The following is a 23774-nucleotide window of genomic DNA, read 5'->3' as shown; positions in this document are numbered from 1 at the left end:
AGCCAATCCTCGGTAGTGATCGACAAGACGAACATCGACGCCCTTGGTTTTGATAATCGAAATTTCGATTTGTGTTCCTTGCCATCACCATTACAACCCATATCGTTCGTTGGCCACTTCGGGATGATGCGATTGGCAGCGGCATGCGAATAACCCACTTCCCGAAAAGGTGTAGATGTCACCCAAAGGGACGAAGTCCGCGCTTAACGGCTCGGTCCTTTGCAAAGTTCATCTCTACGCCAATCGGTTCCTTGAAGATTTCGGAGGTCTTCGATGACAACGAATCATTCTGAGAGCCTTATTCAGCCAGCAAAGCTTTTCGTTCGACGCTGCTGTGTTGATGCCAAACGCAAACCGATCCGTCTCAGCCACATCAGTTTGATAACAGGCTTTACGGTCGGCGGACTTGCAAACCTGAACTTGCGAGTGCCTGAACGGTCGATCATCGCCCGCCTTCTTAATCTTCCGAACGCATGCCATTCGCTCACCGGTATCAACTCCTGATGCCGTTCTTTTCCAATTCTGCTCCCAAATCAACAGCGGTTCACTGATGACAAATGCCCCCGCATCCGAATCGAACGAGCGAGAGCTAGATTTCAATCTGGATTTGGCCGGAATGCTTCGCCGCCGAATCCATCTGATCGCCTTCGGTCTGCTGGTCGGATCGACCGCCGCGACGATCTATTACCAAAAACAACAACCGCTCTACCAATCAAGCTTGACCGTCCTGGTTTCGCAAAAGTCCAGCGAAATCGCACGTAAGGGAGTCCGTTCCTCGGACGATTCAACGATTCCCGTGCAAGACAAGATCCTTGCAACTCACATGCAGCTGTTCACCAGCCCAAAGATTTTGCAGAAGGCGATCGACGACTTCGGACTCGACAAAAACGTCGGTCAGATCTCTCGCGGCCTCGCGATCAACAAAGCAGGCGAGGCGAGTATCCTGAATGCCACGTACGAAGATTCTGATCCAGAGGTCGCCGCAAAAGTCCTCGACGCGGTTTTCAAAGCCTACCACTCTTACGTCGAAACCCAATCGAAGTCAGTCGGACAGCAAGCGGTCGAACTGATTGCGACGACACAAGCACAGAACGAAAACGAACTCCGCTTGGCTGATGAAGAGTATCGTCAATTCGTCGCCTCGGTTCCCGCACTTGTCGGTTCCGGAGGGCTGTCCGATGACGTTCACCGTTCACGGCTTCGCAGCATCGAGACGGAATTATCCAAAGTTCGCCAGGCATTGGCAGATGCCAATTCGCGTCGTCAAGTGATCGTCAATGCGACCAAAGGCAAAGACCCCGAAGAGGTCACGGATGCTCAAGTGATGTCGCTCTTGTCTCAAGAAGACATCTCACGACTGAACGCGCTGGTCCAAATCAAAGAACGACGCAAAGTTCAACACATTGCCGACAGCCAAGAAGAAATCGACAACGCGATGGAGCGTCAGTCTTGGCAGGTCGAATTCCAAAGGTTAATGGGGCTTTCCAGTCAACGACATGTCCTCCGCACAACCTATGGCGCTGGACACCCAAGCGTTCGAGCGTTGGAAGCGGAAATCCAAAGCATTCGCGACTATGTCGACCAATATCGCACAGCCGATTCCGAGGACGAAGAATCTGTCGCGGACGCAAACTCAGCTGAGGCATTCGACCTTCCACCGGCTGAGATTCTGAAAACTTATTTCGAGATCCTTAAAAGCGACATCAATCAGTTCACCAATCGCGAACAAGAGCTGCTGGCACAATCGGAGCGAGAAACGGAGCTGGCCAAAGAAGTCGAGCTGACTGTGCTCAAAGGAGATTCGCTTCGTGCCAATCTTGATCGCGCACAAGCTCGATACGACGAAGTCTTCAAACGTCTTCAGGAACTAACACTCAGCAACGAATACTCCGGGTTTGCAACCGATCTGCTGGTGACGCCCAAAGCTGCCAACTTTCCGTTTTGGCCCAGCAAATCAAAAATCGCAATCTCCGGTGTGATGTCAGGCGTCATGCTCGGCTTGGTCTTGGCCATGATTGCAGAAATTCGCGATCGCACATTCCGCAACCCGACAGAAGTGGAAGCAGCCGTAGGGGCAAAGATCTTGGCTCATGCCCCACAATTATCATCAAGAAAGCTTCAGAAGGCTGCGATCCCCGATTCGAAAATTTCGCCAATGGTGGCGACGTTCCATCAGCCTTGTGGGAACGAAGCGGAAAGCTATCGAGCTTTGCGAACATCGATCTTGCTTCTGGCCAAACGTGAAAACAAAAACGTCTTTCTACTTTCAAGCCCAAGCCCCGGTGACGGGAAGACCACAACGATCTGCAACCTCGCCGTCTCGATCGCACAGACGGGAAAACGAGTTCTACTGATCGATGCCGATATGCGTCGACCAATGATTGACTATGTGTTTGGAATCGAAAACTCATTGGGTCTTTCCGACCTGATGCGAGGCCACCGCGCCTTGTCGATGTGCCTGAACGAATGCGAACAACTGAACCTCACGCTCTGTCCGAGCGGCACGAAAACGTCCAACCCGTCTGAATTGCTGGAGTCGCAACGGTTCGCAAAATTCATCGAACACATGCGTAGTGTTTACGACGTCGTCTTGATTGATTCACCACCGATCTTGGCTGTGACGGACGCGTCGATCATCGCGACACGCGTTGACAGTTGTTTGCTGGTCACCAAAGTCAAATCGAACAACGCGCCGCTAGTGCATCGCGCCTCAAGTTTGCTTGGTCAACAAGGTGCCACAATCGATGGCGTTGTGGTCAATCCCGATGATGGCCGCTTTGGCTATTCGGCATACAACTACTTTGCCAAACATGAATACGGGTATCTGAGCAGCTACCAAAGTCACTATCGCGTTGACGAACCGTCAACAACGACGAACTCGACAAGACGATTTGACGATGCGGAATCACCACTGGATAGCTACCAAATGGAACCGCCAATGGTTCAGTCTCCTCCACCAGTCAATGGACATGATTCATTAACGGTTGCTCGTAAATGAATCCAACACTAAATCGAAAGGCGTTCCCGCGACGGGTGCTGCTTTCAAATTTCGATTGTGCTGTTAAATCAACCCCTCGAAACTCAAACTCTCGGATCTCAAGGAAGGCACATCAATGACTACCACGCTAGACCAACGCGCGGTTCGTCAAGGTGACCCAAATGTCACACTGGATCATGCCGAGATGGCATCCCAGGGACGCCCCAGGGCAATGACGCCACTGAGTATGTTCGCGATCATGGAAATGGGTCGCAGACAAGCTTGGCAAGACGTCCGCACATCAGCACCGCTCGTGATTGTTGACGCGTTGTGTGTCATCACCGCACTGGCGATATCGACGGCGCTAGGTATCTGGACGAGCTTCGAGACTTCGGCCGTCTTCGCCACGAGCGTGACCGCACTGACTTTATGGATGCAGCACCTCAATGGACTCTATCCCGCTTGCGGTCAAAGTTACGCGACCGAGTTTCGCAGCATACTGCGGACATCGATGTTACTGTCCGTGGTAGTCGGCTTCGCGTTGATGACCAAGCATGATTGGGTGATCGGTCCAGTGATGACTTGGGCTGTTTTCACGATCACGCTTTTCCTGACTCTCGCTTCGGCTCGCCCGCTGGCAAGAAAGATCTTGGCGCGTTTTGACTGGTGGACACAACCTGTTGTGATTCTTGGCAATGGTCCCGAATGCCGCCAAACCCTAACACGACTGAACAGTTCTCGTCAGCATGGATTACGTGCAGCCGGAATCGTTTTTGATCCCGATCGCTACTGGCATGCCGAAGCGAGTGAAAACGCAAAACCGGTCTCTGGCCCGCATTTTGACGCCAAAAACGATGTGACAAAGAAGTCAGTCCCGCACACCGGGGCGACTCGGATCGCCGGCACGATGAAGCGATCGACGAGCCAATGGTTAGGCCCTTTATCGGACCTTGAAGCGATCATGAATCGTGCCGGTGCCTGCCGTTTGGCGATCGCAGACCCAGGCAGTGACCAATGGTACGACTTTCATTCGTTCCAAGGGGTGCCGCATGTCGTGATGCCATTGAATTCTGCGGGCCACCCCACAGAAACGGCAAGGCTTTGCCAAGTCGAAAACAACATCGAACTTCACTGTCGAACTGTGCTGACGCACCCGCATATGCTGTTAACCAAACGCATCATGGACTTGACGCTCGTCGTCCTGACAATGCCATTTTGGTTTCCGTTGATGCTGGCGATCGGATTGGCCATCAAAATTTTTGATCCCGGACCGGTCTTCTATTACCAACACCGGGTCGGTCGATTTAGCCATCCCTTCAGGGCAATTAAGTTTCGCAGCATGGTTTGCGAGGCTGACAAAAAGCTGCAAGCTTATTTGCAAAACAACCCCGATGCGAAAAAAGAGTGGCAATCAACGCACAAGCTTAAAAACGACCCTCGCGTCACCAAGCTCGGTTGCTTCCTTCGCAAGACCAGCCTCGACGAAATCCCTCAATTGCTAAACGTTCTCTATGGTGAGATGAGTTTGGTCGGACCGCGGCCCATCATCGATGGCAAAGACTACGACCGGGAGTACATCCAAGATCACCCAGAAGTCTTCGCCCTCTACCAGATGGTTCGTCCCGGAATCACCGGGCTATGGCAAGTCTCAGGACGAAACGAAACGAGCTACAAACAAAGGGTGTTCCTGGATCGATTCTATCTGCATAACTGGTCGATCGAGATGGACCTGTTCATCCTGTGGCGGACGGTAAAAACCGCACTGTTCCGCGAAGGCGCCTGCTAGGAAGGCACCCGCTTGAAAGTGATTGCGACCGTTTCGCCGCGGTGGCTTCATGATCCAGCCACACAACTCACTCTCGATTCTCGGATTCACATTTCGTTCATGCTGACACGCATCCAAGCGTCCCCCTACGCCGCACGGATATCAGACTGGGGACGGTTGCTGTCGGTGACGATTTCAGGGCAACTGGCCGTCCAAGCGATTGCCTTTTGCTGCGGCATTATGGTCATCCGCCTGCTGTCGATCGAACAGTACGCGCTATACACATTGGCCAATACGATGCTTTCGACCATGGGCTGTATCGCCGATTCGGGCGTCACCACTGGCGTGGTATCACAAGGTGGAAAGGTTTGGCGAGACCGCACTCGTTTGGGTGTCGTCTTAGCAACCGGAATGAACCTTCGTCGCAAGTTTGCTGCGGCGTGCATCTTGGTTTCGGCGCCAATCCTGATTCTGCTTTTTCAAAAACACGGTGCATCGTGGACAATGACGGCGACGATGATCGCGGTCATCATTCCGACGTTCCTGGTCAGTCTTTCGACCAAGATTTTTGAGGTCGCGCCGAAGCTTCATCAGAGCATCAAGCCGCTTCAGAATTCGCTGATCGGCACCGGTTTATTGCGAATGGTCATGACAGCGGGGTTCTTGATTACAGCTCCGTTTGGATTCCTGGCGATCCTTGCCACTGGGATTTCGCAGCTATTTTGCAACTGGCGATACAGACAGCTTTCGCTGCGTTATGCAGACTTTCACCAGACAGAAGACCCGACCGTCCGCTCGAACATCATGCGGATTGTCAAACGTTCCTTTCCTGGCGCGATCTACATTTCATTCTTGGGTCAAATCAACATCTGGCTAATCTCGTTCTTCGGCTCAACAGATGCAGTTGCTCAGATCGGCGCTTTGGGACGTCTTGCGTTACTGATCGCGGTCTTTCAATCAGTTTTCAACATCCTGATCGTGCCAAGGTTTTCGCGATTGCCGATCGAATCGCCGGTCATCCTCACGCGTTTCTTTCAAGTCCAAACGTTGCTTTGGATCTGTGGCGCTGGGATCGTTGTCGCCGTCGGGTTGCTACCTGATCAATTGCTTTGGTTGTTGGGGGATCAGTATGCAGGTTTGAATCACGAACTGATCCTGATGGCGATTATCTGTGCGATCACGTTGATCCGTTTCGGTATCCAATCGCTCAATTCGGCGAGAGGGTTTGTGATGAACCCTTGGATCTTCATGCCACTGAACCTGACGATCGTGACCGCCGGATATGCCTTATTTCCGCCGACAACTGTTTATAGCGCTTTGTGTGCTTCGCTTATCGGCAATGTTTTCGGACCGTTAATTCACACGGTTAATTTCTTTGTGCACTACCGCGCCGAAAAAGCAGTCGGATCGAACGACCAATGACCAGCCAAGTCGCAAAACCGAACCGGGGACCGGGACGCATTGCGAGCTCTAACAACAACAGCAGCCTTCACGAAGTCGCCCTCACAAAGTCACTCTGTCAATAATAAAGCATGACTAACCTAACAGTCGTTTCCGCCAGTGACTCGCGATACCTTCCCGGTCTATTTGTCACGTGGGGTTCAATCCTCAAATTCAGTCCGGATGTGGATATTGATTTCCACTTACTGCATGACGGAATCGCATCAGACGAACTGGCAGAACTTCGGAAGCAACTGGGACAAATTCGTGGGCGATTCACCCTAACCGACCACGAACTGGATGTCTCGCACTTTGACGGTTTCCCGGAGTTTTACTTTGACTCCAAAATGACATATGCGAGGCTGTTAATCCCACGAATCCTTGACGCCGACAAAGTTCTATACGTTGATACCGACGTCGTCATGACTCGCAACGTTGCTGAGTTCCAATCGTTAGAACTCGGCGATGCGATTGTCGGTGTTGTCAAAGAATGGGGATACGAGGGCGACCTAGATTCACGATTGTTCGCCGATGAATTCCCCGAAGTCCTCGCCCACCGGTATTTCAATTGCGGTGTGATCTTCATGGACCTGAATCGGATCCGCAACGAAGAACTTTTCGTTCGTGCGTCCGAAATCCTCACGGGTCATCCCAAACGCTGTCTGTACTGGGATCAATCGGCGTTGAACGTCGTTTTCGCGGGCAAATGCAAGTACTTGTCAGAGAACTCCAACTATCAAATCAAGCCGGGACACGAACCGTCGGTCGCGACATTGGAACAGCTGGTAAGCGAAGGGGTCAATCTTCACTACATGGCGAAAGCCAAACCATGGCTTTCGCATCAACAGTCGCTTTCGCACCGATTCTTTCATGCGATACGCGCCAGCCTTGAAGGTGATGTCGCTGCCGCCGAGCGAGTTCGCCAATCCAGGCCGGTTTGGACCGCTTGCATGGTCAACTGGATAAAGGGGGTACGTCTTCAAACCAAGGCGGCTCTTCGAATCGGAGACATTGGAAGTGCACGACGTCTTGGAAATGAACACATCCATCAAGCCCATTCGTTGTTGAAAGAAGCTGCTGCCAATCGCCGCGTTTCAGCCATGTTCCGTTCGATCTAACCCAACGACGATGACCAATATGAAAATCTTTTGCACCGGACTGTCTCGAACCGGAACGACGTCGATTTACGAAGGCTTCCGATACCTGGGTCTTCGCGCTTGCCATTTTCCATTCGCCATTTTTGGACAACCGGAAAAGATCGGCATCGAGCGATTTCAACCCAAGCTGAATCGAGGGCTGATTCAACGTTGGCAACTGCATCGAGAACTTAAAGCGATGCGTTGTCATGATCCGAGCGAGATCCTAAAGAAAAACGATGCGTTTTCGGATCTGCCAGTGCCGCTTTACTACCAGAGCTTTGACCGGCAGTTCCCAGACGCGAAGTTCATTCATACGACCCGTCCGATGACCGACTGGCTAAGCAGCATGGAATGGTTGCTGGATAAAGGTCGCTACGAAAAAGGCTGGGCGGTCGGTGAACTGGCTGACGAGCTTCACTATTCGATCTACGGTTGCACCAACTACGACGAACCGAAGCTAGCCAAAGCGTGGAACCGTCACGAAAACCAAGTTCGCGATCATTTTTCTGATCGGCCAGACAAGTTGCTGGTGCTGGATATTTCGAAAGGCGAACTTTCGTTTGAAAAGATCGCGCCGTTCCTAGGGTTGGAAGTCCCTGCTGATCCTTTTCCATCATCCAACGCGAAGGGCAAAGCATGAAAGTGTTCGTCCATAGCGCCACCGAGTGCTTCACTGACCACCTTCCCCATGGTGAAGGGCTGATCTTCTATGACTACCTGCAATCTTTGATTGCCCACGGGTATCAGTTTGATGGTTACAGCGCCAACGTCGCACTGAAGAAGCAGTTGGTCGGGGCTTCCATCGAAACATTCAAAAGCAGCTTTCCGCTTAAAAGTTTGCACCGGTTTGACTTTGGCAAGCGAATCAACCAACGATTTCGTGACGCGGTGCGTGCAGGGGCGCAGTACGACATCGTTTGGCGAGGGAATCCCTTTGAATCACTTTGCCCGGTCTGTCCAACGACCAACGGATTGCCACTTGTGGTCGGCCCTATTTTCTTAAGCTGGCCAAGTGAAAAGAAGGCGTCACGCATCCCCTATCGTCCCAGCCATCTTGCGTCACGTCTTGGTGCTCGAGGTTGGCAACAGACGCTGCAGAAAGCTGACCTGATCCTTTCGACCAGTTTAAAGCTGACCGAATCGTTTCGTCAGCGAGCCGACATTAGCGGACGGGTGATTACTATTCCCGTCATCATACAACGGCCCGCCGATATTCGTGCGGTCGTCCGATGTGCCAAACCGACGTGGAGGCTTTCTTGGGTCGGAAGACTGAGCCCAGAGAAATATCCGATGAAGGCAGTGCAGATCATCAAACAATTGGTCGATCGTGGGCACGATGTTCATCTGACGATGGCCGGTGAAGGCAAACTTCGTCAACAGATTGAATCGATGATTCAGCAGCTTGATCTGACATCGTCAATTCAGGTTCTTGGTGCGATCCCAAATCAACAGGTTTGGAAACTGCACGAAGAATGCGACATCCACCTGTCGACATCGCATGACGAGCCATACGGACGTGCAATTTTAGAATCCATGTGTGCTGGCTGTGTGCCGGTCGCACATCGTTCCGGCGGCCCGAAAGAGTTCCTTAGCAACCCGGACGAAGCAGTGCTCGTCGATTCGCATACGGTGTCATGCTATGCGTCCGCCATCGAACAGTTGATTGATGATGAGCAACGCTTTTTGAACATGTCTGGAAATGCAACCTCGGCAATGAATGCCTATAGCAGCGAACAAGTTGGCATTCGCCTCAATCAAGAGTTCCAAGCCCTTGGAGAAAGGAATTGAGAATCGGATTGTTCACACCGATACGCGTTTCTCGTGCCTTGGGTGCGTCCAAGAATCGGGTCGAATTCGCCGAGGCACTCGAACGTCAAGGATGGCAGACTGAAGTTTTTGGTGCCGAAGACATCGGTGCCGAACCGACCACCAGTCGCGAAGCCTACATCGAATATCAGCAGAAACTAAGGCGGTTCCTTTGCAACAATGAATCCGAGCTCGACATCGCGTTGGTGGAGGCAGACACGTTGCCTTTCCCACGCCAATCGATGCCGGAGGGTATGTTGCTGGTTGCTCGACCCGCGATGGTGGGGGTCTATCACACTCTGATTTCTGTTCCGCAACCGCAATTCAGCTTGGCAAGACGTATCGCACAAAAGGCGAAACAGGTAATCAGACCCCGATCATTATGGTCTAAAGAAGATTGCCGGGTGGGACAGCGAATCACTTGCCAAAACGTGGACTTAGTTCATGCTCTCACGCAGTGGGATGCCGACGCGTTAAGAGCCGACGGGGTTCGAAAAACCGCTATCGAGGTAATTCCCAACGGTATCCAATCGGACCGTGCAATAAACCTCCGTTCAGCAAGAGCGAAGCAATCATCGACGACCGATACGAAGTCGATCGTGTTCGTCGGAACGTTTGATTATCGCAAAGGATGCCTGGATCTGGCAAAGATCATGGGCCAGCTGTGGAGCCGAGATCCGGACTTCAAGCTAACCATCCTGGGAGCGAAAGGCCTATTCCAAACCGAACAACAGGTACGTAGTCACTTTTTGCCCGAACACCAAAATCGAATCAAAGTGGTGATGCGATTCGACAATGGCGAGTTACCCAACCTATTAGCCGCGCAAGCGATTGGAATTTTCCCCAGCTATATCGAAGGCTTCCCGTTTGGCTGTTTGGAAATGATCATGTCTGGACTACCGACGATCGCCTTTAAATCGCCAGGCGCAGAACACTTTGTTCCGGCAGACTTGCTCGTCAATCCGGGCGACACGAACGCTTCGGTAAACCTGATTGAACAACTGGCAAACGACTCAACTTTTTATTCACAAGCATCCGAATCGTGTCTTGAAGCGGCGTCTCCTTTCGACTGGGATCGCGTCGCGGACCGCGCGGCAAGGATCTACCAAGACGCCTTGGATCGACGACGAGGCGCAAAGCCTTTGGAACCACACTTCGTTCCGGCTTGACCATACCTCATACAAACTAACACCCTGACTGACATGTTACAGAATGATGGCCGTGGAGGCCCAATGATCATTCATCTCGTTCCCAACTCACGCGCCGAAGGCTGTGGTGTCACAGATTACGCGTCTGCAGTTTGCGATCAAATGCAACTGCTGGACCGAGAATATGAGACCAAGATCATCCGCATCAACGCGTACGATGGATCGACAACGACGGAATTTTTCGCGGCCCAGTTTTGGGGACACCTCAAAGAGCAATTGGCCGGCATCGAATCTGACATCACCGCAGTTGTCCTGCATTACAGCGGGTATGGTTACAGCCGTGACGGTGCCCCCGATTGGTTGGCCGCAGCGATGAACGATCGACCGGACTGTTTCGCATCGATTCCCATCGTCACTTTCTTTCACGAGTTGTACGCCACCGCATGGCCATGGCGTCGAACGTTTTGGCATAGCAGCCGTCAAAGACGTGTTGCCGAGTCACTGGCAAAGTCCAGCGACCATGTGCTGACCAACCGTCGTTTAAGTGCATCATGGCTTTCCGAATACGTTCAGCAAACCGATCAGCACGTCGGCTATTTGCCGGTGCCCAGCAACATCGGCGAACCCATTGACGTTGCCCCTTACGCGTCACGTAAACCGATCGCGATCCTGTTTGGCAGTCGGAATTTCAAACGGGCGTTTGCCAAAGGCACTGGCGCCCAATTGACTGCTGACATCTGCCAGAAGTATGGCATCAAGACGATTGTCGATATCGGCACCAAAGCCGACTGGAATACCAAAGCACTCGAGACCGCCGGGATTGAACTTCAGTGCCCAGGGTATCTCTCTGGTGATGAAGTGCTTTCGACGATGCTGTCGGCACGAGTCGGCTTTTTCAACTATTACCCAGACCACCTTGAAAAGTCCGGGATCCTTGCCGCATTTGCACGATGTGGTGTGCCATTGATCTCACCTCCGCGCGTCAATGCACAGTTGGCGCAGCTTATCGGCATTGAACACCCGCCGATGTTTTCGAAGTCGCTCCTATCGAAAACACAGCGACAATTCGATCACACGGCAAGGCGGACTTCTGAATGTCTGCACCAATGGAGCTTAAGCCACGGCGTGAAAGAACATGCCGAAATGATTATCAGCACATGTCTGGATGCAAAAACGCAAAATGAGGCTGCTGGCGTACCTTGTTACTAATCGCCACCGCCCCAAATTTGGCTCTTACCAATGGGTCAAGTATTGGGGAAAACGGTTGCGATTGGGCAAAGGCTTGACAACGCAGGTCTATCGTCAGTGGAAGTACGCGCCAAAGTGTCAACACTTTGGCCAGCGAGTTGCGATCTCAGAACTTTCTGTTTCTGGGAACTTAAACAAACTGTCCATCGGTGATGACTGTGCGATTGGTCGGGTCAGTATCCAGCTTCTTGACCGGGTGAACATTGGCAACTCGGTCGTTGTGAATGATGGCGCGAATCTGATTACAGGATCACACGATGTCCATGATCCGCAATGGCCGTTGATCACTCAGTCGATCACGATTGATGACTATGCCTGGGTTGCGACCGGGGCAACGATTTTGCCAGGTGTCACAGTGGGTCGCGGAGCCGTTGTCGGAGCATTCGCAGTCGTAGCCAAATCGATCCCACCGCTCGCCATCGCCGTTGGCAATCCGGCCAAAGTGATTGGATACCGAAAGACATCCGAGTTTGAGTATCAACCGAGCCAACTGTATGCGTTGTTTGAAGCTTGGTTGGGCCCGCCAGCTGGCTCTACAGACAAACAAGCAACTCAGCCGACAGTGATCCCCAACCAACCTGGGTTGTCGCAAGAACTCAGCGCCGTCCATACAGCGGGTGCTGACACCCCAATTTCGAGTTGACTTTGACTCCCATGATGTATCAATGTGACTCGAGTCAAACTGTTAGCTGATTGCGTGTAGCGGATCGTTTCTTCTGATTGCGATGAGCCAAAATTTCGACAGCCAGTTTGTTCCATTGTCACCAGCCTCACGTCGCGATTCTGGCTGGTTTTCGAGCCGGCGACAAAGCACCGACGCATTTAGAACCAAATCATCACTGCAGCTCAAAACAAGAGTCTTGGAGTATTCAAACTCAACGATGAATAAAATCGTTTTCGCACACCCAACCGGAAACGCAAATTCCCGCGCAGCGCTGACTGGTCTCTGCGAAGCATCGATCCTAAGTGAATTTCATACTTCGGTGGCAATGTATTCGGGCAACCTTTGGTCTCGGCTTTCATCGCTGCCCATGTGTGGCGAATTGAAACGACGATGCTTTGATGAACAGGCTCGAAAACACACTCGACATCGTGCGATTCGTGAACTCGGTCGCATCCTCGCTTCGAAAGCGAACTTGAAATACCTAACGCGTCGTGAGCAAGGCGTCTTCTCAATTGAAGCCGTCTATCGTGACATTGACCGACGTGTGGCACGATCGATTCGCAAAGGGCGCGGTGAAGCCGTCTATGCCTACGAAGATGGCGCACTGGAGTCGTTCCGCACTGCTCGCCAGAACGGAGTCCGGTGCATTTATGATCTGCCTATCGGATACTGGAAAACACAGCGAATGCTTCTTTCCGAAGAAGCCAAGCGATGGCCGGAGTGGGCCAGTACAATCACAAGCTTGCGTGACTCACCGACAAAGCTCGCCTACAAAGATGAAGAACTTCGGTTGGCAGACCGTATCTATGTCGCGAGCCAGTTCACCAAAAAGACGCTCGAAAACTTTGACGGGCCACTGGCGCCGATCGAAGTGATCCCCTACGGCTTTCCTCCCGCAGAAGCCCCGCGTGACTACGACGGTGTTCAAAAGAGAAAACTAAAGCTTCTGTTTGTCGGCGGACTGTCACAGCGTAAAGGTATCGCTGACATGTTTGCTGCGCTCGAACAACTCGGAACTGAAGTCGAACTGACCATCGTGGGTAAACCGATGGTCCAAGACTGCAAAGCATTGAATGCAGCTTTGCGACGCTGTCGCTGGATCCCATCCCTGCCGCACCAACACGTGATCGAACTGATGCGGCAGCACGACGTGCTGTTGTTTCCCTCTCTGTTCGAAGGCTTCGGTCTTGTCATCACCGAAGCGATGTCGCAAGGGACAGCCGTAATTACGACCAACCGAACGGCTGGCCCAGACTTGATCGAGCATGGTAGAAACGGCTGGATCGTTTCTGCCGGATCCACGGATTCGTTGCGGAATCAGATTCAAGAACTTTTGGACAAACCTGACCTCGTCGCGACTGTGGGCGAACAGGCACGCCAATCCGCTATCGCAAGGCCTTGGCATCGTTACGGCGACGAGTTGGCAGCGAGCATCCAACAGTTCCTGAAAACGGACCGACAAGCCGCATAGCGTCGGCTTTCGATCACAGATTCTTTGATCGTGAAATTGAGACAATGTCTCAAAGCAATCGTCTTCAACATTCTGCTTTGATCTGTTTCCGCGATATGAAAGCGGACACTCGTTCCTAATCGTCGATGTCGGAAATAAGTATTCCTTCGCATTCATCGGTAAGCAGCCTTCGCGACTGCTCAGCACTAACGTCTCCACTGGACACGTCCGGCGTTCGACTGATTCGCTACGGGATCTGGGCTTATGTGCTGCTGCTGATTTTCGAAGGAGCGTTGCGGAAATGGTTCCTCCCCGGATTGGCAACTCCGTTGCTAGTGATCCGTGATCCGATTGCCCTTGGTGTGATCCTGCTGGCCGGCCGGCACCGTCTTTTGCCGGTTAATACCTATGTGGTGACTGTCGTTTTGATCGGAGTCATCGCCACGATAGGGGCCGTCTTTTCCGGGCACGGCCATCCCTTTGTCGCCGCGTATGGTGCCCGCTTGATGCTGGTGCATTTTCCATTCGCATTTGTGATCGGAAAGGTCTTCAGTCGTCAGGATGTCATCAAGCTTGGTGAGGTCTTTTTATGGATCACGATCTTCATGGTGATCCTTGCCGGATTCCAGTTCATCAGCCCGCAATCCGCATGGGTCAACCGCGGTGTCGGCGGAGACATGGAAGGAGCGGGATTCGACGGTGCGATGGGCTACTTCCGCCCGCCCGGAACTTTCTCGTTCACAAACGGACTGACACTGTTCCTAAGTCTATCCAGCGCTTTTATCTTTTACTTCTGGCTTGAACCTCGCCAGACAAATCGGCTTGTGCTGCTCGGTGCGACAATCGCATTGATCGCGTCGATTCCTATTTCGATCAGTCGTGCACTTGTTTTCCAAGTCTTCATCACGATTTGCTTCACCACCATGGTTGCGGTTCGTCGGCCAAAGTATGCGAAGATGCTATTCCCGGCATTGATCGGGATTGGACTTGGCATCGGTGTCCTTGCGATGACGCCTGTCTTTCAAACTGCTATCGAAGTCCTGACCACGCGGTTCACCTCCGCCTCGAAAGCCGAAGGTGGCCTTGAGGGAACGCTGGGTGATCGATTCCTCGGGGGGATGATCACGGCGGTTGCCAATTCAACTGACAAAGCGATTTTCGGCGCGGGCCTTGGTCTGGGAACAAACGTTGGGGCGAAGTTAGCCACTGGCAAAGTTCAGTTCGTTCTCGCCGAAGCCGAATGGGGCCGAACGATCAGTGAGATCGGCCCGTTCCTAGGCGTTTCGCTCGTGTTCTTGCGCTGTGTTCTCGCACTACACCTGCTGTGGCTATCGTTCATCCAGATCAGCAAAGGTTCGCCGCTAGCCTGGATGATCATGAGCTTTGCTTTGCTGATCATCGCCCAGGGTGGGTGGGCGCAACCCACGGCACTTGGTTTCCACGCGTTGGTTCTGGGCCTTGTCATAGCCGCACTGAAGCCCTCGACGCCAAGTCACGCTTAGCTTTGCACAGACGATTCCTCTTTGGTGTTCAAGACGCCTGACTGAGATCGATTTTTGCAAAGGGCGACCATTGTCCTTTCAATCGGTCTGCGACAAAGCGGTCGCCCCTAAATCAAGTTCGCTAAAAGTGCGGATTGATTCTGACGTGCCTGTCGCTAACGATTGGCACATCCCCAACCCGATTTGATATCGATAGCACGATTCTGTGATTGCTCTGGAAGAACATACCGTTGAGCGGATTGAAAGTTCCGCTTCTGTACCAGCCTCTTCTCCGGCACAAGCTCCCTCGCACGTGGTCCTGGTTGGAAACTACCTTCCAGATCAACAAGAAAGCATGGAACGGTTTGCGGTATTGCTGCATCGCGAGCTTGCCGATCGTGGAATCGAGGTCCAGCATTGGCGACCGGTTTCGATTTTGGGACGCATCGCTGGGCGAACCACATCCGGCGTCGGCAAGTGGCTTGGATACTGTGACAAGTGGCTGTGCTATCCCGCGCTCGTGTACTTTCGAAGCCGCTTGAATCGCAAAGCACATTTCCATGTTTGCGATCACTCGAACTCTCCTTATCTGAAAGTTCTACCCAGCAAAAACACATCGATCACGTGCCATGATGTCTTGGCTGTCCGGGCAGCCGAAGGGTACTCCGATACATACTGCCACACGTCTCGGTTTGGGCGTCTGCTTCAACGTTGGATTAAAAACAATCTACTCCGTGCGGATCGTCTGGTAGCGGTTTCGCATCAGACAATGAGCCACCTTTATGAGTTCAACCCGACGGTAAGTACGGACCGTTGGCAAGTCATCCATCTTGCCTTGAACAACAATTTTTATCCGGCGCCGACTTCGCAGCGGCGAAAGCTGCTTGATCCCTATGGCTTGCGACCTTGTGAAGAGGAAGCGGATTTGGCAGATCCTGCGGAACACACAGAGCGGCAATCCAGTCGATTCATCATGCATCTTGGATCATCACTGCCGCGGAAAAACCGCGAGATGCTACTGAATATGGTCGGCCGATTGGGTGATCGCTGGGATGGAAAAATTTGCTTTGCAGGTGCCCCAGTCGATGATCGCTTGTGGGAACGAGCCAAAGAACTTGGCTTAGAAGATCGCATCGTCGAGATTTCCAAGCCCGACCATCAACTCTTGCTGGCGTTGTACTCAAGCTGTGAAGCATTCATTTTCCCTTCTTTTTCGGAGGGATTTGGATGGCCGGTTATCGAAGCTCAAGCCTGCGGTGCACCTGTCATCGCAAGCAACGTCGCACCGATGCCGGAAGTCAGTGGAGCGTCGGCGTTGCATGCCGATCCAAATGAGCCTGGCGAATTCGCTGACCAACTGATGTCGATTCAAGAGCCCAAAGCCCGCCAAAAGGTGATTGATCAAGGATATGAAAACTTGAAGCGTTTCACTTCGAAAGCGATGATCGATGCCTACGTCCAAATGATGGCTGAGTGAGATGCGGTTTGTTCGGTTGATTCTTAGGTTCGCATTGCTCGTGCTGCCATGGGCAATCCGCCGCCCTATCCTGGAAAAACTGTTCGGCTACCGCATTGCACCCACCGCACGAATTCGGCTTTCCTGGGTTTATCCTAAAACGTTGGTCATGGACGAACACTCAAGGATCGGGCCTTTCGTGGTGGCGATTAACTTGGACCGCGTTGAAATCGGAAGCCACTCATCCATCGGACGACGTAATTGGATTACCGGTTTTCCTACTGGAACATCCAGTCAACATTTCGCTGACCAAGCCGATCGCCGTAGTGAACTGATCATCGGACGTCATTCGGCGATCACAAAGAACCATCATCTTGACTGCACAAGCTCGATCGTGATTGGTGACTTCGTCACGATCGCCGGCTACCAGTCGCAGTTGCTGACGCACTCTGTTGATATCCATGTGTGTCGTCAAGCGAGCCACCCGATTCAGATCGGTAACTACTGCTTTATCGGAACCAAAACCGTGATCCTTGGTGGAGCTTCGCTTCCCGACTACTCGGTCCTGGGTGCGTGTTCGCTGTTGAACAAGCCTTTCGATAAGACGTTTACGTTGTACGCCGGCGTGCCCGCCCGTGCAGTTAAAGATCTTCCTCAAGAATCCAAGTATTTTTCGCGAGATGTCGGTTTCATTGTCTGATCACCCGAATGCGGTCACCACGCACGAGCAGTCAGCTCACCAGCCAAGCGACCGCCAATCGCCACGCGTGCTACATGTGATTCCTACGATGAATCCGTCATATGGCGGACCCTGTCAGGGTGTACGCAACTTGATCCCAGCGATGGATCAACTGGGATCCCAAAGTGAAGTGATTTCCTTCGACGAACCCAACAACGACTTTTCTTCGCTGGATCCATTTCCCGTCCATTGCCTAGGTCCGGGAAAAGGGCCTTGGTCGTACAACGGTGCCTATCGTCCTTGGCTGGAAAGAAACGCCAGCAACTATGACGTGATCGTGATTCACGGCGACTGGCTCTATCAATCGATTGCTACGATCAAAGCAATCCAATCACTTCGAAAACAGGCTGACGGCAAGACACTTCCCAAAGTCTTCGCAATGCCGCATGGGATGCTGGACCCGTGGTTTCAGCGTGATCCCTCGAGACGTCTAAAAGCGATTCGCAATTGGGTTTACTGGAAACTGATCGAACATCGGGTTATTTCCGATAGCGACGGCGTGTTGTTTACTTGCCACCGTGAGTTGGAACTGGCGCGAATCCCTTTTCGTCCTTATCGACCGAAGTGTGAAATCGATGTCGGATATGGCATTCCTAAGCCACCCGATTCGACATGGGAAATGGACGCCGCATTTCGCAAACGTTGTCCTCAACTGAAAGACCGACAATACCTGCTGTACCTCAGCCGTATCGATCCCAAGAAAGGGATTGATCTTTTGATTCGCGCATACGCCAAAGTTACCTCTGGACTGGAACCAGGACGATCGGTTCCGGCACTGGTTGTCGCGGGCCCCGACGATTCCTATTACGCCAAACAAATGAAGGCACTCGTTGCTGAACTAGGTCTTCAACACGACGGCAGTACCGATTCAGGCCAACCGGCGGTGATTTTTACCGGGATGCTCAAGGGCGATGCCAAGTGGGGCGCGTTCTATGGTTGCCAAGCATTCGTGCTGCCTAGTCATCAGGAGAACTTTGGTATCGCGGTGGCTGAAGCGTTGGCGTGTGGGGCTCCGGTTTTGATTTCTGACCAAGTCAACATTTGCGTCGAAATTAAAAATGCACGTGCCGGAATGGTCTCGGCGGACACATTCGATGGCACTTGCCAAACGTTGGAACGCTGGTTGGGGTTGCTGCCGACCGTCCGCGAAAAATACAGCGATGCCGCGACGGCTTGCTATGAACAACATTTCGCCGTCGACCGAGCCGCCGCAAAGTTCTACGAAGCCATCCAATAGCCGGACCGAAATGCTTGCCCCCGAACCTCGACAAAGGCTGGATCAATTTGATGCCAAAGTTGGACTCGACCGAGGCGTCTCGCGCCCCGTCGAGATACTTTGGTATCTGCTGAAGTGTCTGTTTTTCCTTAGTCCCTTGCCGTGGCCAAACGCACTAAAGCGGTTCATCCTGCGAACCTTTGGGGCCAAACTTGGCGAGGGAATCGTGATCAAGCCGCGAGTCAATATTCACTTTCCATGGAAACTGACAATCGGCGATCACTGCTGGATTGGCGAAGAAGTCTTCATCCTGAATTTCGAACCGATTCAATTGGGTAACAACGTCTGCCTGTCGCAACGAAGCTTTCTATGTGGAGGCAATCACGATTTTCGTGACCCGACGTTTTCCTACCGCAATGGACCGATCACGATTCACGACGGCGCATGGGTCGGAGCACAGTGCTTTGTCGGACCGAACGTCGCGATTGAACAATACGCAGTCATTGTCGCGGGCAGTGTTGTCACCAGCGACTTGCCAGGATCCATGATTTGCCGCGGCAATCCCTGTCAGGCGATCAAGCCACGCTGGCCGAACCGACAGCGTCCCGACGATCACCACGATCTTACTAGCGACACAGCACGGTTGACTTGCCCCAACGAGATACCCCAGTGAATATCCTTTTATACGGTCTGAACTACTCGCCCGAGGAAATTGGAATCGGAAAGTATTCGGGAGAGATGGTTGAGTTTCTTGCCGCACAGGGGCATCACGTCACGGTGGTCACATCGCCGCCCTACTATCCGCATTGGAAAGTCGGACAAGGATACAAATCGTGGGCTTACAAGACAGAGCTTGGCGAAACCACCGAAGGCTCTATCACTATCAACCGATGCCCATTGTGGGTCCCGCAAAATGCCAGCGGCGCCAAACGCATCTTGCACTTGGCTTCATTCGCCTTGTCAAGCTTTCCGGTTGTCCTTTGGAAAGCCATCCGAAAACGGTATGACATCGTGATGACGGTGGAGCCTGCGGCGTTCTGCATGCCAGCGACATTGATCGCGTCGACAGTCTCGGGTGCGAAGTCTTGGTTGCACGTCCAAGATTTTGAAATCGATGCCGCTTTCGAGCTTGGCATTCTGAAACAGCCCTTGCTGAAACGGCTGGTTCTGGCCGCTGAAGGCTTCTTGATGCGTCGATTCAAGAAGGTCTCCAGCATTTCACCCAACATGGTTTTCAAGCTCATTCAAAAGGGTGTCTCAGAGAACGACGCGACATTGCTTCCCAATTGGGTGGACTGCGAAGTGATGAAGCCTCTCGACGATAGCGTTGAAACAGGCGGCGATTTCATTCGCTCCACAGTTCCTTCTGCGATTGCAGGAACGTCCAATGCCTTGCGTATCGATGCGGCTGAACCGCCGATGACAAACGCCACAACATCGATCACAGAAATCCGCCGACAGTTCGGCTTGCCATCGGACCGATGCATCGCCATGTACGCTGGCAACATCGGGGCGAAGCAAGGCTTGGAAATCATCATCGAAACGGCACGCATGCATGCCGATCGTGATGACCTTTGCTTTGTAATCTGCGGGACCGGGGCTTCTCACGAACAGCTGCTGAAACAGTCTGCAGGAATCAAGAACCTGCATTGGCTTCCGGTGCAACCGCTTTCGCGATTCAACGAATTGATGAATTGCGCTGACATTCATCTTCTTCCACAACGAGCCGGTGCGGCCGACCTAGTCATGCCTTCGAAATTGACCGGCATGTTGGCAACGGGACGTCCCATCGTTGCCTGCGCCGCGCCAGGCACTCAAATCGCGGATGTGGTTAGCGGCAAAGGCTTAGTCGTCGCTCCAGACGACACCCAAGCATTCGCCGAGGCAGTCGTGCGGCTTGCCGAATCGGAAGACGAAAGGATCGAATTCGGCCGCGCTGGCAGACGCTACGCGGTCAACCATCTCAGTCGCTCTGCCGTTTTGTCCCGCTTCGAAAGAGAGCTTCAACAGCTAGCCGGGTTCCAAAGTGAACTGACGTTGGTATCACCAAAGTTTGAAGAACCGAACCAAACTCGTGAACGCCAATCGAGAGTCCGAACGACGTCGATCGGGCAAGACTCTAATCCTTCTACCGCGTCGCGAGTCGTTTCCTAGGCATGACTGATCGCAATAGCAAACCTCGCTTCCCGCGATACCGATATCTATTGGCTTGGATGTGGTGCATTAGCAGCCTTGCCGTTGCTGCGTACGCATTGTTGAAGCCCAGCACCACCGCAGCTGATCTGGTCGGAATTCCAGACCCGTGGGTCCAATGGCTGGACGAAAACTACAACCTGCGTACCTACGTGATGGCGGTGCTGATATGCGTTGGCCCAGCAAGCCTATTGGCCCACTACCAATGCACGATCATTCGCCGGTCTATCTTGGCAATCGTGCTGACGGTGCTGCTGGTCCTGGAGTTCTGTCAGCTGGCGATACCTAGCCGTGGCTTTAGCTGGCCGGACGTCTATTACACGATCGCCGGCGTGATCACTTGCGAGTTATTCGCCGTTGGGATGTTGCTATTCTGGCAAAGCAGCGTTCTGGATCATCTTTTGTTTGGATCCGATCGTGCGTCGGCGCGTCACAAGCAATTCTTTGCGTGGGCCTGCTTGGTGCTGATCGTGCTGCAGTTCGGCTTCGTCTTTGCGTCGAACTATCTGCCACCCGTCACGCAGGCTGTCTTGCCAACGTGGCTTGCGGATTGGCTCGGGCGATAGCGTCCTAGTCAAAAACCGCCGCATAATCGCGCTGCTACGTACTCAAGAAGCAGTGTCGATCAGGCTATCGAAGAATTGGACATATTCTTGGATGCCTCGGGGTTTGACGACGTAGTTGTCTGCCCCCACTTCTTCGGCTTTCCGCCGATCAATGATGTCACTGCTGTTGGAGCAGAGGAAGATATGTGGCTGGTCTTCTATCACGGGTTTTGATCGCAACCGTTCGACGATCTCAAACCCACTCATCCGAGGCATCCGCACATCAATGAGCACGAAGGCGGGTGCCGGCTCCGTGCCATCTTCAACGCCTTTCCAGAATTTGAAAAAGTCGTCACCACCCTGGAAGGTACGCAGCTTGTTGGTCAGTCTTGAGCGCGAGTACACCAGCTTGACGATATCAAGCTCCATTTCGTCATCATCGATGATGATAAAATCATGATCGCTCTGAATTTTGAAATCGACCATTTTGTTTCTTCAACGTGAATTTCAAGTGAGTGAAGTCTTCGCCTGACTCGGCGGAAATATCGCCTGAGTGTTTGTCGATAATGCGCCGACACAAACTCAGCCCGATTCCGGACGAATCTTCCTTTCCCGAGTCGCCTTTTCGAAACATCTTGAAGATTTCCTGAAGCTGGTTCGCAGGGATCGTTGACCCCGTATTCCTGACTCCAAAAACCCAACCGGCTTCATCCACTTCGGTAGCAGTAAAAGCTATCTCAAAACCATCACGATCAACGTACCGTAACGCATTTGCAATCAGATTATTGTACAACCACTCCAGTAGGGAAGGGTATCCCGATAATCCTGTCGGAAACGGATCTCGTTTGACAATTACCGATCGCAAACTCAATTGTTCCTCAAAACTATGTAATGCTTCGTCGATGATCTTGTCAAAATCAATCTGTTCGCGTGTCAGTTCCCCCCCAGCGAGCCTGGTCAACTGTCGGAAATCATCAACCATCCTGTACATTTGATCGGAGCACTGCTCGATCCGTGTTAGGTAAAACCCCATCGGATCTTCGGTACCAGATTCGGCCGCGTCCCCCTTGGGGAGCATCTCACGGAGCAATTCAAGCAAGTTGAGCTGTTTCCGCAGCGGCTCTCTTAGGTCGTGTGCGGCCAAGTGCGTGAAGTGTTCTAAATCCTGGTTCGCTTCTGTCAGCTGATGGTTTGCCGTTCGCAATTCGCGTTCATTTTGTTTGATTTCGGTCGCCATCGTCTCGAAGGCTCGGGCCAACGTGCCGATTTCGTCGTCACGCTGCACCGGCAGTATCTCGACAGTTTTTCGAGACCGAATGTTCTTTGCCGCTTGTGTGATCTGCTGCAAAGGAAGGGTCAGAAAGTTGGTTGTCATGTAGGCGACCACTAATGACAACAAGACCAAAAATGCGGTGGCGACGGTCGCCCACTGGATCACGCTCGATTGTGAGTCAGACACTACGATGTTCGTCGCTAGAACAGCCATCACGGCACTGCGGTTGTTTTTCACCGGCAGCAGTCGAAACTTACCGACCGCAAGCTGCTGGTGGCTGTCTTCAAGAACCACCGGATTCTGTATGCCGGCTTGTGTGACGATGGCTTGGCTGCCGGGAAAATCATCCTGGATCCGATAGCGTTTGCCAAACTCGAATCCGAACGTTTTGCTTCGATCGGGATGCAGCAGGTAGTCGCCGTTCTTATTGGCAATCAGAAACTGAAAAGAATCCGATCCGTCATTCAGCACGGTTTCAACTAGGTCGCTAAAACGCACGTTTATCACGACGATACCGATTGATTCTCCGGATCGGCTTTTGACCGGAGTTGCGATACGCAGCATCGGCTTATGCGGTTTTTCGATGGCTCCGAATTCACGATTTAAATCGATTTGAGAAACGAAAATTTCTCCCGCGTTCAGCTTGATCGCATCTTCGAAGTAGTACCGCGATCCTTTCTTTTGTAGGTGTTCCTCATCGACAACAACGATTCCGGAAGGCTTACGATCGACTCTGACGACTTCTTTGCCTTCGTCATCGAGCCCGATCAACCGAACCTGATCGAAATAGTCGCGATTGTTGATCGACTTTAGAAAGATCTCTTCAATCAAGTGAATTGCTTCACGACGTTGTGATTCGTCCGAATCTCCGTCACCGAGTGCTTGCTTGACCGTCGGGATCATTGCGGTCAAGACGATGTTGTCGACCAATGCCACCAACTCATTTTGGATCGACGTCACGCTCGCGGCTTGAATTTGAATCAAGCTTTCGGCTTGTTGATACCGTGTGATGCGTCGGTAACCGAAGAAGACAATGGCGCCGATAAACAGCGCCGTCGAAAGCACCAGTAGGATGGAGAACCAGCGAATTTGCCAAATGATTTTCATCGAGAAACCATCCCCACATCCCGCTTGGTTACTTTGAAACCAACTCGGTTTCGATCGCCGGTTGAATCAACTCATGTTCAGTTACGCTGCCTCGCTAGTGTAACTTTCAGCTAACGAAGCGTGTTTG

The 23774-nt window shown here is 52.4% G+C and carries 19 protein-coding genes; 17 read left to right on the top strand and 2 right to left on the bottom strand.

Going from position 1 to position 23774, the window contains the following annotated elements; translation table 11 throughout:
• The first annotated feature begins 550 nt into the window (after positions 1–550).
• The 17 genes from LOC67_RS05225 to LOC67_RS05145 all read left to right on the top strand — a co-directional run bounded on the left by LOC67_RS05225 (position 551) and on the right by LOC67_RS05145 (position 21288).
• On the top strand, positions 551–2998 hold the full coding sequence (locus LOC67_RS05225) for a polysaccharide biosynthesis tyrosine autokinase (RefSeq protein WP_230261446.1): 2448 nt from the start codon (positions 551–553) through the stop codon (positions 2996–2998).
• Between the two features lie 115 nt (positions 2999–3113).
• Entirely contained in the window at positions 3114–4763 is a 1650-nt protein-coding gene (locus LOC67_RS05220) for a sugar transferase (RefSeq protein WP_230261445.1), read from the top strand.
• Positions 4764–4862: 99 nt separating this feature from the next.
• Complete coding sequence (locus LOC67_RS05215; protein WP_230261444.1) at positions 4863–6164, top strand: hypothetical protein; 1302 nt, start codon at positions 4863–4865, stop codon at positions 6162–6164.
• A gap of 110 nt (positions 6165–6274) precedes the next feature.
• A complete protein-coding gene (locus tag LOC67_RS05210; protein WP_230261443.1) occupies positions 6275–7300 on the top strand; it encodes a glycosyltransferase family 8 protein in 1026 nt (341 codons plus the stop codon).
• Positions 7301–7319: 19 nt separating this feature from the next.
• Complete coding sequence (locus LOC67_RS05205; protein WP_230261442.1) at positions 7320–7961, top strand: sulfotransferase family protein; 642 nt, start codon at positions 7320–7322, stop codon at positions 7959–7961.
• A complete protein-coding gene (locus LOC67_RS05200; RefSeq protein WP_230261441.1) occupies positions 7958–9109 on the top strand; it encodes a glycosyltransferase in 1152 nt (383 codons plus the stop codon). The genes LOC67_RS05205 and LOC67_RS05200 overlap by 4 nt, the downstream gene beginning before the upstream one ends.
• Positions 9106–10296, top strand: coding sequence for a glycosyltransferase family 4 protein (locus tag LOC67_RS05195; RefSeq protein WP_230261440.1), 1191 nt, complete (start codon positions 9106–9108; stop codon positions 10294–10296). The genes LOC67_RS05200 and LOC67_RS05195 overlap by 4 nt, the downstream gene beginning before the upstream one ends.
• 63 nt (positions 10297–10359) lie before the next feature.
• A complete protein-coding gene (locus tag LOC67_RS05190) occupies positions 10360–11484 on the top strand; it encodes a hypothetical protein (protein ID WP_230261439.1) in 1125 nt (374 codons plus the stop codon).
• Positions 11456–12166, top strand: coding sequence for a hypothetical protein (locus LOC67_RS05185; protein WP_230261438.1), 711 nt, complete (start codon positions 11456–11458; stop codon positions 12164–12166). Before LOC67_RS05190 ends, LOC67_RS05185 begins: the two co-directional genes overlap by 29 nt.
• Positions 12167–12404: 238 nt before the next feature.
• Positions 12405–13658: a glycosyltransferase family 4 protein gene (locus LOC67_RS05180; RefSeq protein WP_230261437.1), complete on the top strand. Its 1254-nt coding sequence runs from the start codon at positions 12405–12407 to the stop codon at positions 13656–13658.
• Positions 13659–13783: 125 nt separating this feature from the next.
• The gene (locus tag LOC67_RS05175) at positions 13784–15139 is read left to right on the top strand and encodes a hypothetical protein (protein WP_230261436.1); all 1356 of its coding nucleotides are present in this window, start codon (positions 13784–13786) and stop codon (positions 15137–15139) included.
• Positions 15140–15344: 205 nt separating this feature from the next.
• Positions 15345–16595 carry a glycosyltransferase family 4 protein gene (locus LOC67_RS05170; protein WP_230261435.1) on the top strand — a complete coding sequence of 417 codons (1251 nt, stop codon included), beginning with the start codon at positions 15345–15347 and terminating at the stop codon, positions 16593–16595.
• 1 nt (position 16596) lies between these two features.
• Entirely contained in the window at positions 16597–17274 is a 678-nt protein-coding gene (locus LOC67_RS05165) for an acyltransferase (protein WP_230261434.1), read from the top strand.
• 88 nt (positions 17275–17362) lie between these two features.
• Positions 17363–18550, top strand: a complete 1188-nt coding sequence (locus tag LOC67_RS05160; RefSeq protein ID WP_230261433.1) for a glycosyltransferase — start codon at positions 17363–17365, stop codon at positions 18548–18550.
• A 10-nt stretch (positions 18551–18560) separates the two neighbouring features.
• A complete protein-coding gene (locus LOC67_RS05155; protein ID WP_230261432.1) occupies positions 18561–19202 on the top strand; it encodes a WcaF family extracellular polysaccharide biosynthesis acetyltransferase in 642 nt (213 codons plus the stop codon).
• Positions 19199–20683: a glycosyltransferase WbuB gene (locus tag LOC67_RS05150; protein ID WP_230261431.1), complete on the top strand. Its 1485-nt coding sequence runs from the start codon at positions 19199–19201 to the stop codon at positions 20681–20683. The genes LOC67_RS05155 and LOC67_RS05150 overlap by 4 nt, the downstream gene beginning before the upstream one ends.
• A gap of 2 nt (positions 20684–20685) precedes the next feature.
• On the top strand, positions 20686–21288 hold the full coding sequence (locus tag LOC67_RS05145) for a hypothetical protein (protein WP_230261430.1): 603 nt from the start codon (positions 20686–20688) through the stop codon (positions 21286–21288).
• A 42-nt stretch (positions 21289–21330) separates the two neighbouring features.
• On the opposite strand, the gene LOC67_RS05140 is transcribed toward LOC67_RS05145, so the two are convergent.
• Entirely contained in the window at positions 21331–21753 is a 423-nt protein-coding gene (locus LOC67_RS05140; RefSeq protein ID WP_230261429.1) for a response regulator, read from the bottom strand.
• Positions 21722–23647, bottom strand: a complete 1926-nt coding sequence (locus LOC67_RS05135) for a sensor histidine kinase (RefSeq protein WP_230261428.1) — start codon at positions 23645–23647, stop codon at positions 21722–21724. The genes LOC67_RS05140 and LOC67_RS05135 overlap by 32 nt, the downstream gene beginning before the upstream one ends.
• Positions 23648–23774 lie beyond the last annotated feature (127 nt).

Origin of the sequence: Stieleria sp. JC731, assembly GCF_020966635.1 — a bacterium.
Classification (GTDB): Bacteria; Planctomycetota; Planctomycetia; order Pirellulales; family Pirellulaceae; genus Stieleria.
Note: the sequence above shows the minus strand (reverse complement) of the source record. Positions and strands in the feature narration are given on the sequence as shown.

Coding starts and splice junctions, on each gene's coding strand:
- LOC67_RS05165 (WP_230261434.1), top strand. CDS start 16,597: ATGCGGTTTGTTCGGTTGATTCTTAGGTTCGCATTGCTCGTGCTGCCA.
- LOC67_RS05140 (WP_230261429.1), bottom strand. CDS start 21,753: ATGGTCGATTTCAAAATTCAGAGCGATCATGATTTTATCATCATCGAT.
- LOC67_RS05215 (WP_230261444.1), top strand. CDS start 4,863: ATGCTGACACGCATCCAAGCGTCCCCCTACGCCGCACGGATATCAGAC.
- LOC67_RS05160 (WP_230261433.1), top strand. CDS start 17,363: ATGAATCCGTCATATGGCGGACCCTGTCAGGGTGTACGCAACTTGATC.
- LOC67_RS05225 (WP_230261446.1), top strand. CDS start 551: ATGACAAATGCCCCCGCATCCGAATCGAACGAGCGAGAGCTAGATTTC.
- LOC67_RS05180 (WP_230261437.1), top strand. CDS start 12,405: ATGAATAAAATCGTTTTCGCACACCCAACCGGAAACGCAAATTCCCGC.
- LOC67_RS05175 (WP_230261436.1), top strand. CDS start 13,784: ATGTCGGAAATAAGTATTCCTTCGCATTCATCGGTAAGCAGCCTTCGC.
- LOC67_RS05190 (WP_230261439.1), top strand. CDS start 10,360: ATGATCATTCATCTCGTTCCCAACTCACGCGCCGAAGGCTGTGGTGTC.
- LOC67_RS05220 (WP_230261445.1), top strand. CDS start 3,114: ATGACTACCACGCTAGACCAACGCGCGGTTCGTCAAGGTGACCCAAAT.
- LOC67_RS05145 (WP_230261430.1), top strand. CDS start 20,686: ATGACTGATCGCAATAGCAAACCTCGCTTCCCGCGATACCGATATCTA.
- LOC67_RS05210 (WP_230261443.1), top strand. CDS start 6,275: ATGACTAACCTAACAGTCGTTTCCGCCAGTGACTCGCGATACCTTCCC.
- LOC67_RS05205 (WP_230261442.1), top strand. CDS start 7,320: ATGAAAATCTTTTGCACCGGACTGTCTCGAACCGGAACGACGTCGATT.
- LOC67_RS05135 (WP_230261428.1), bottom strand. CDS start 23,647: ATGAAAATCATTTGGCAAATTCGCTGGTTCTCCATCCTACTGGTGCTT.
- LOC67_RS05155 (WP_230261432.1), top strand. CDS start 18,561: ATGCTTGCCCCCGAACCTCGACAAAGGCTGGATCAATTTGATGCCAAA.
- LOC67_RS05200 (WP_230261441.1), top strand. CDS start 7,958: ATGAAAGTGTTCGTCCATAGCGCCACCGAGTGCTTCACTGACCACCTT.
- LOC67_RS05185 (WP_230261438.1), top strand. CDS start 11,456: ATGAGGCTGCTGGCGTACCTTGTTACTAATCGCCACCGCCCCAAATTT.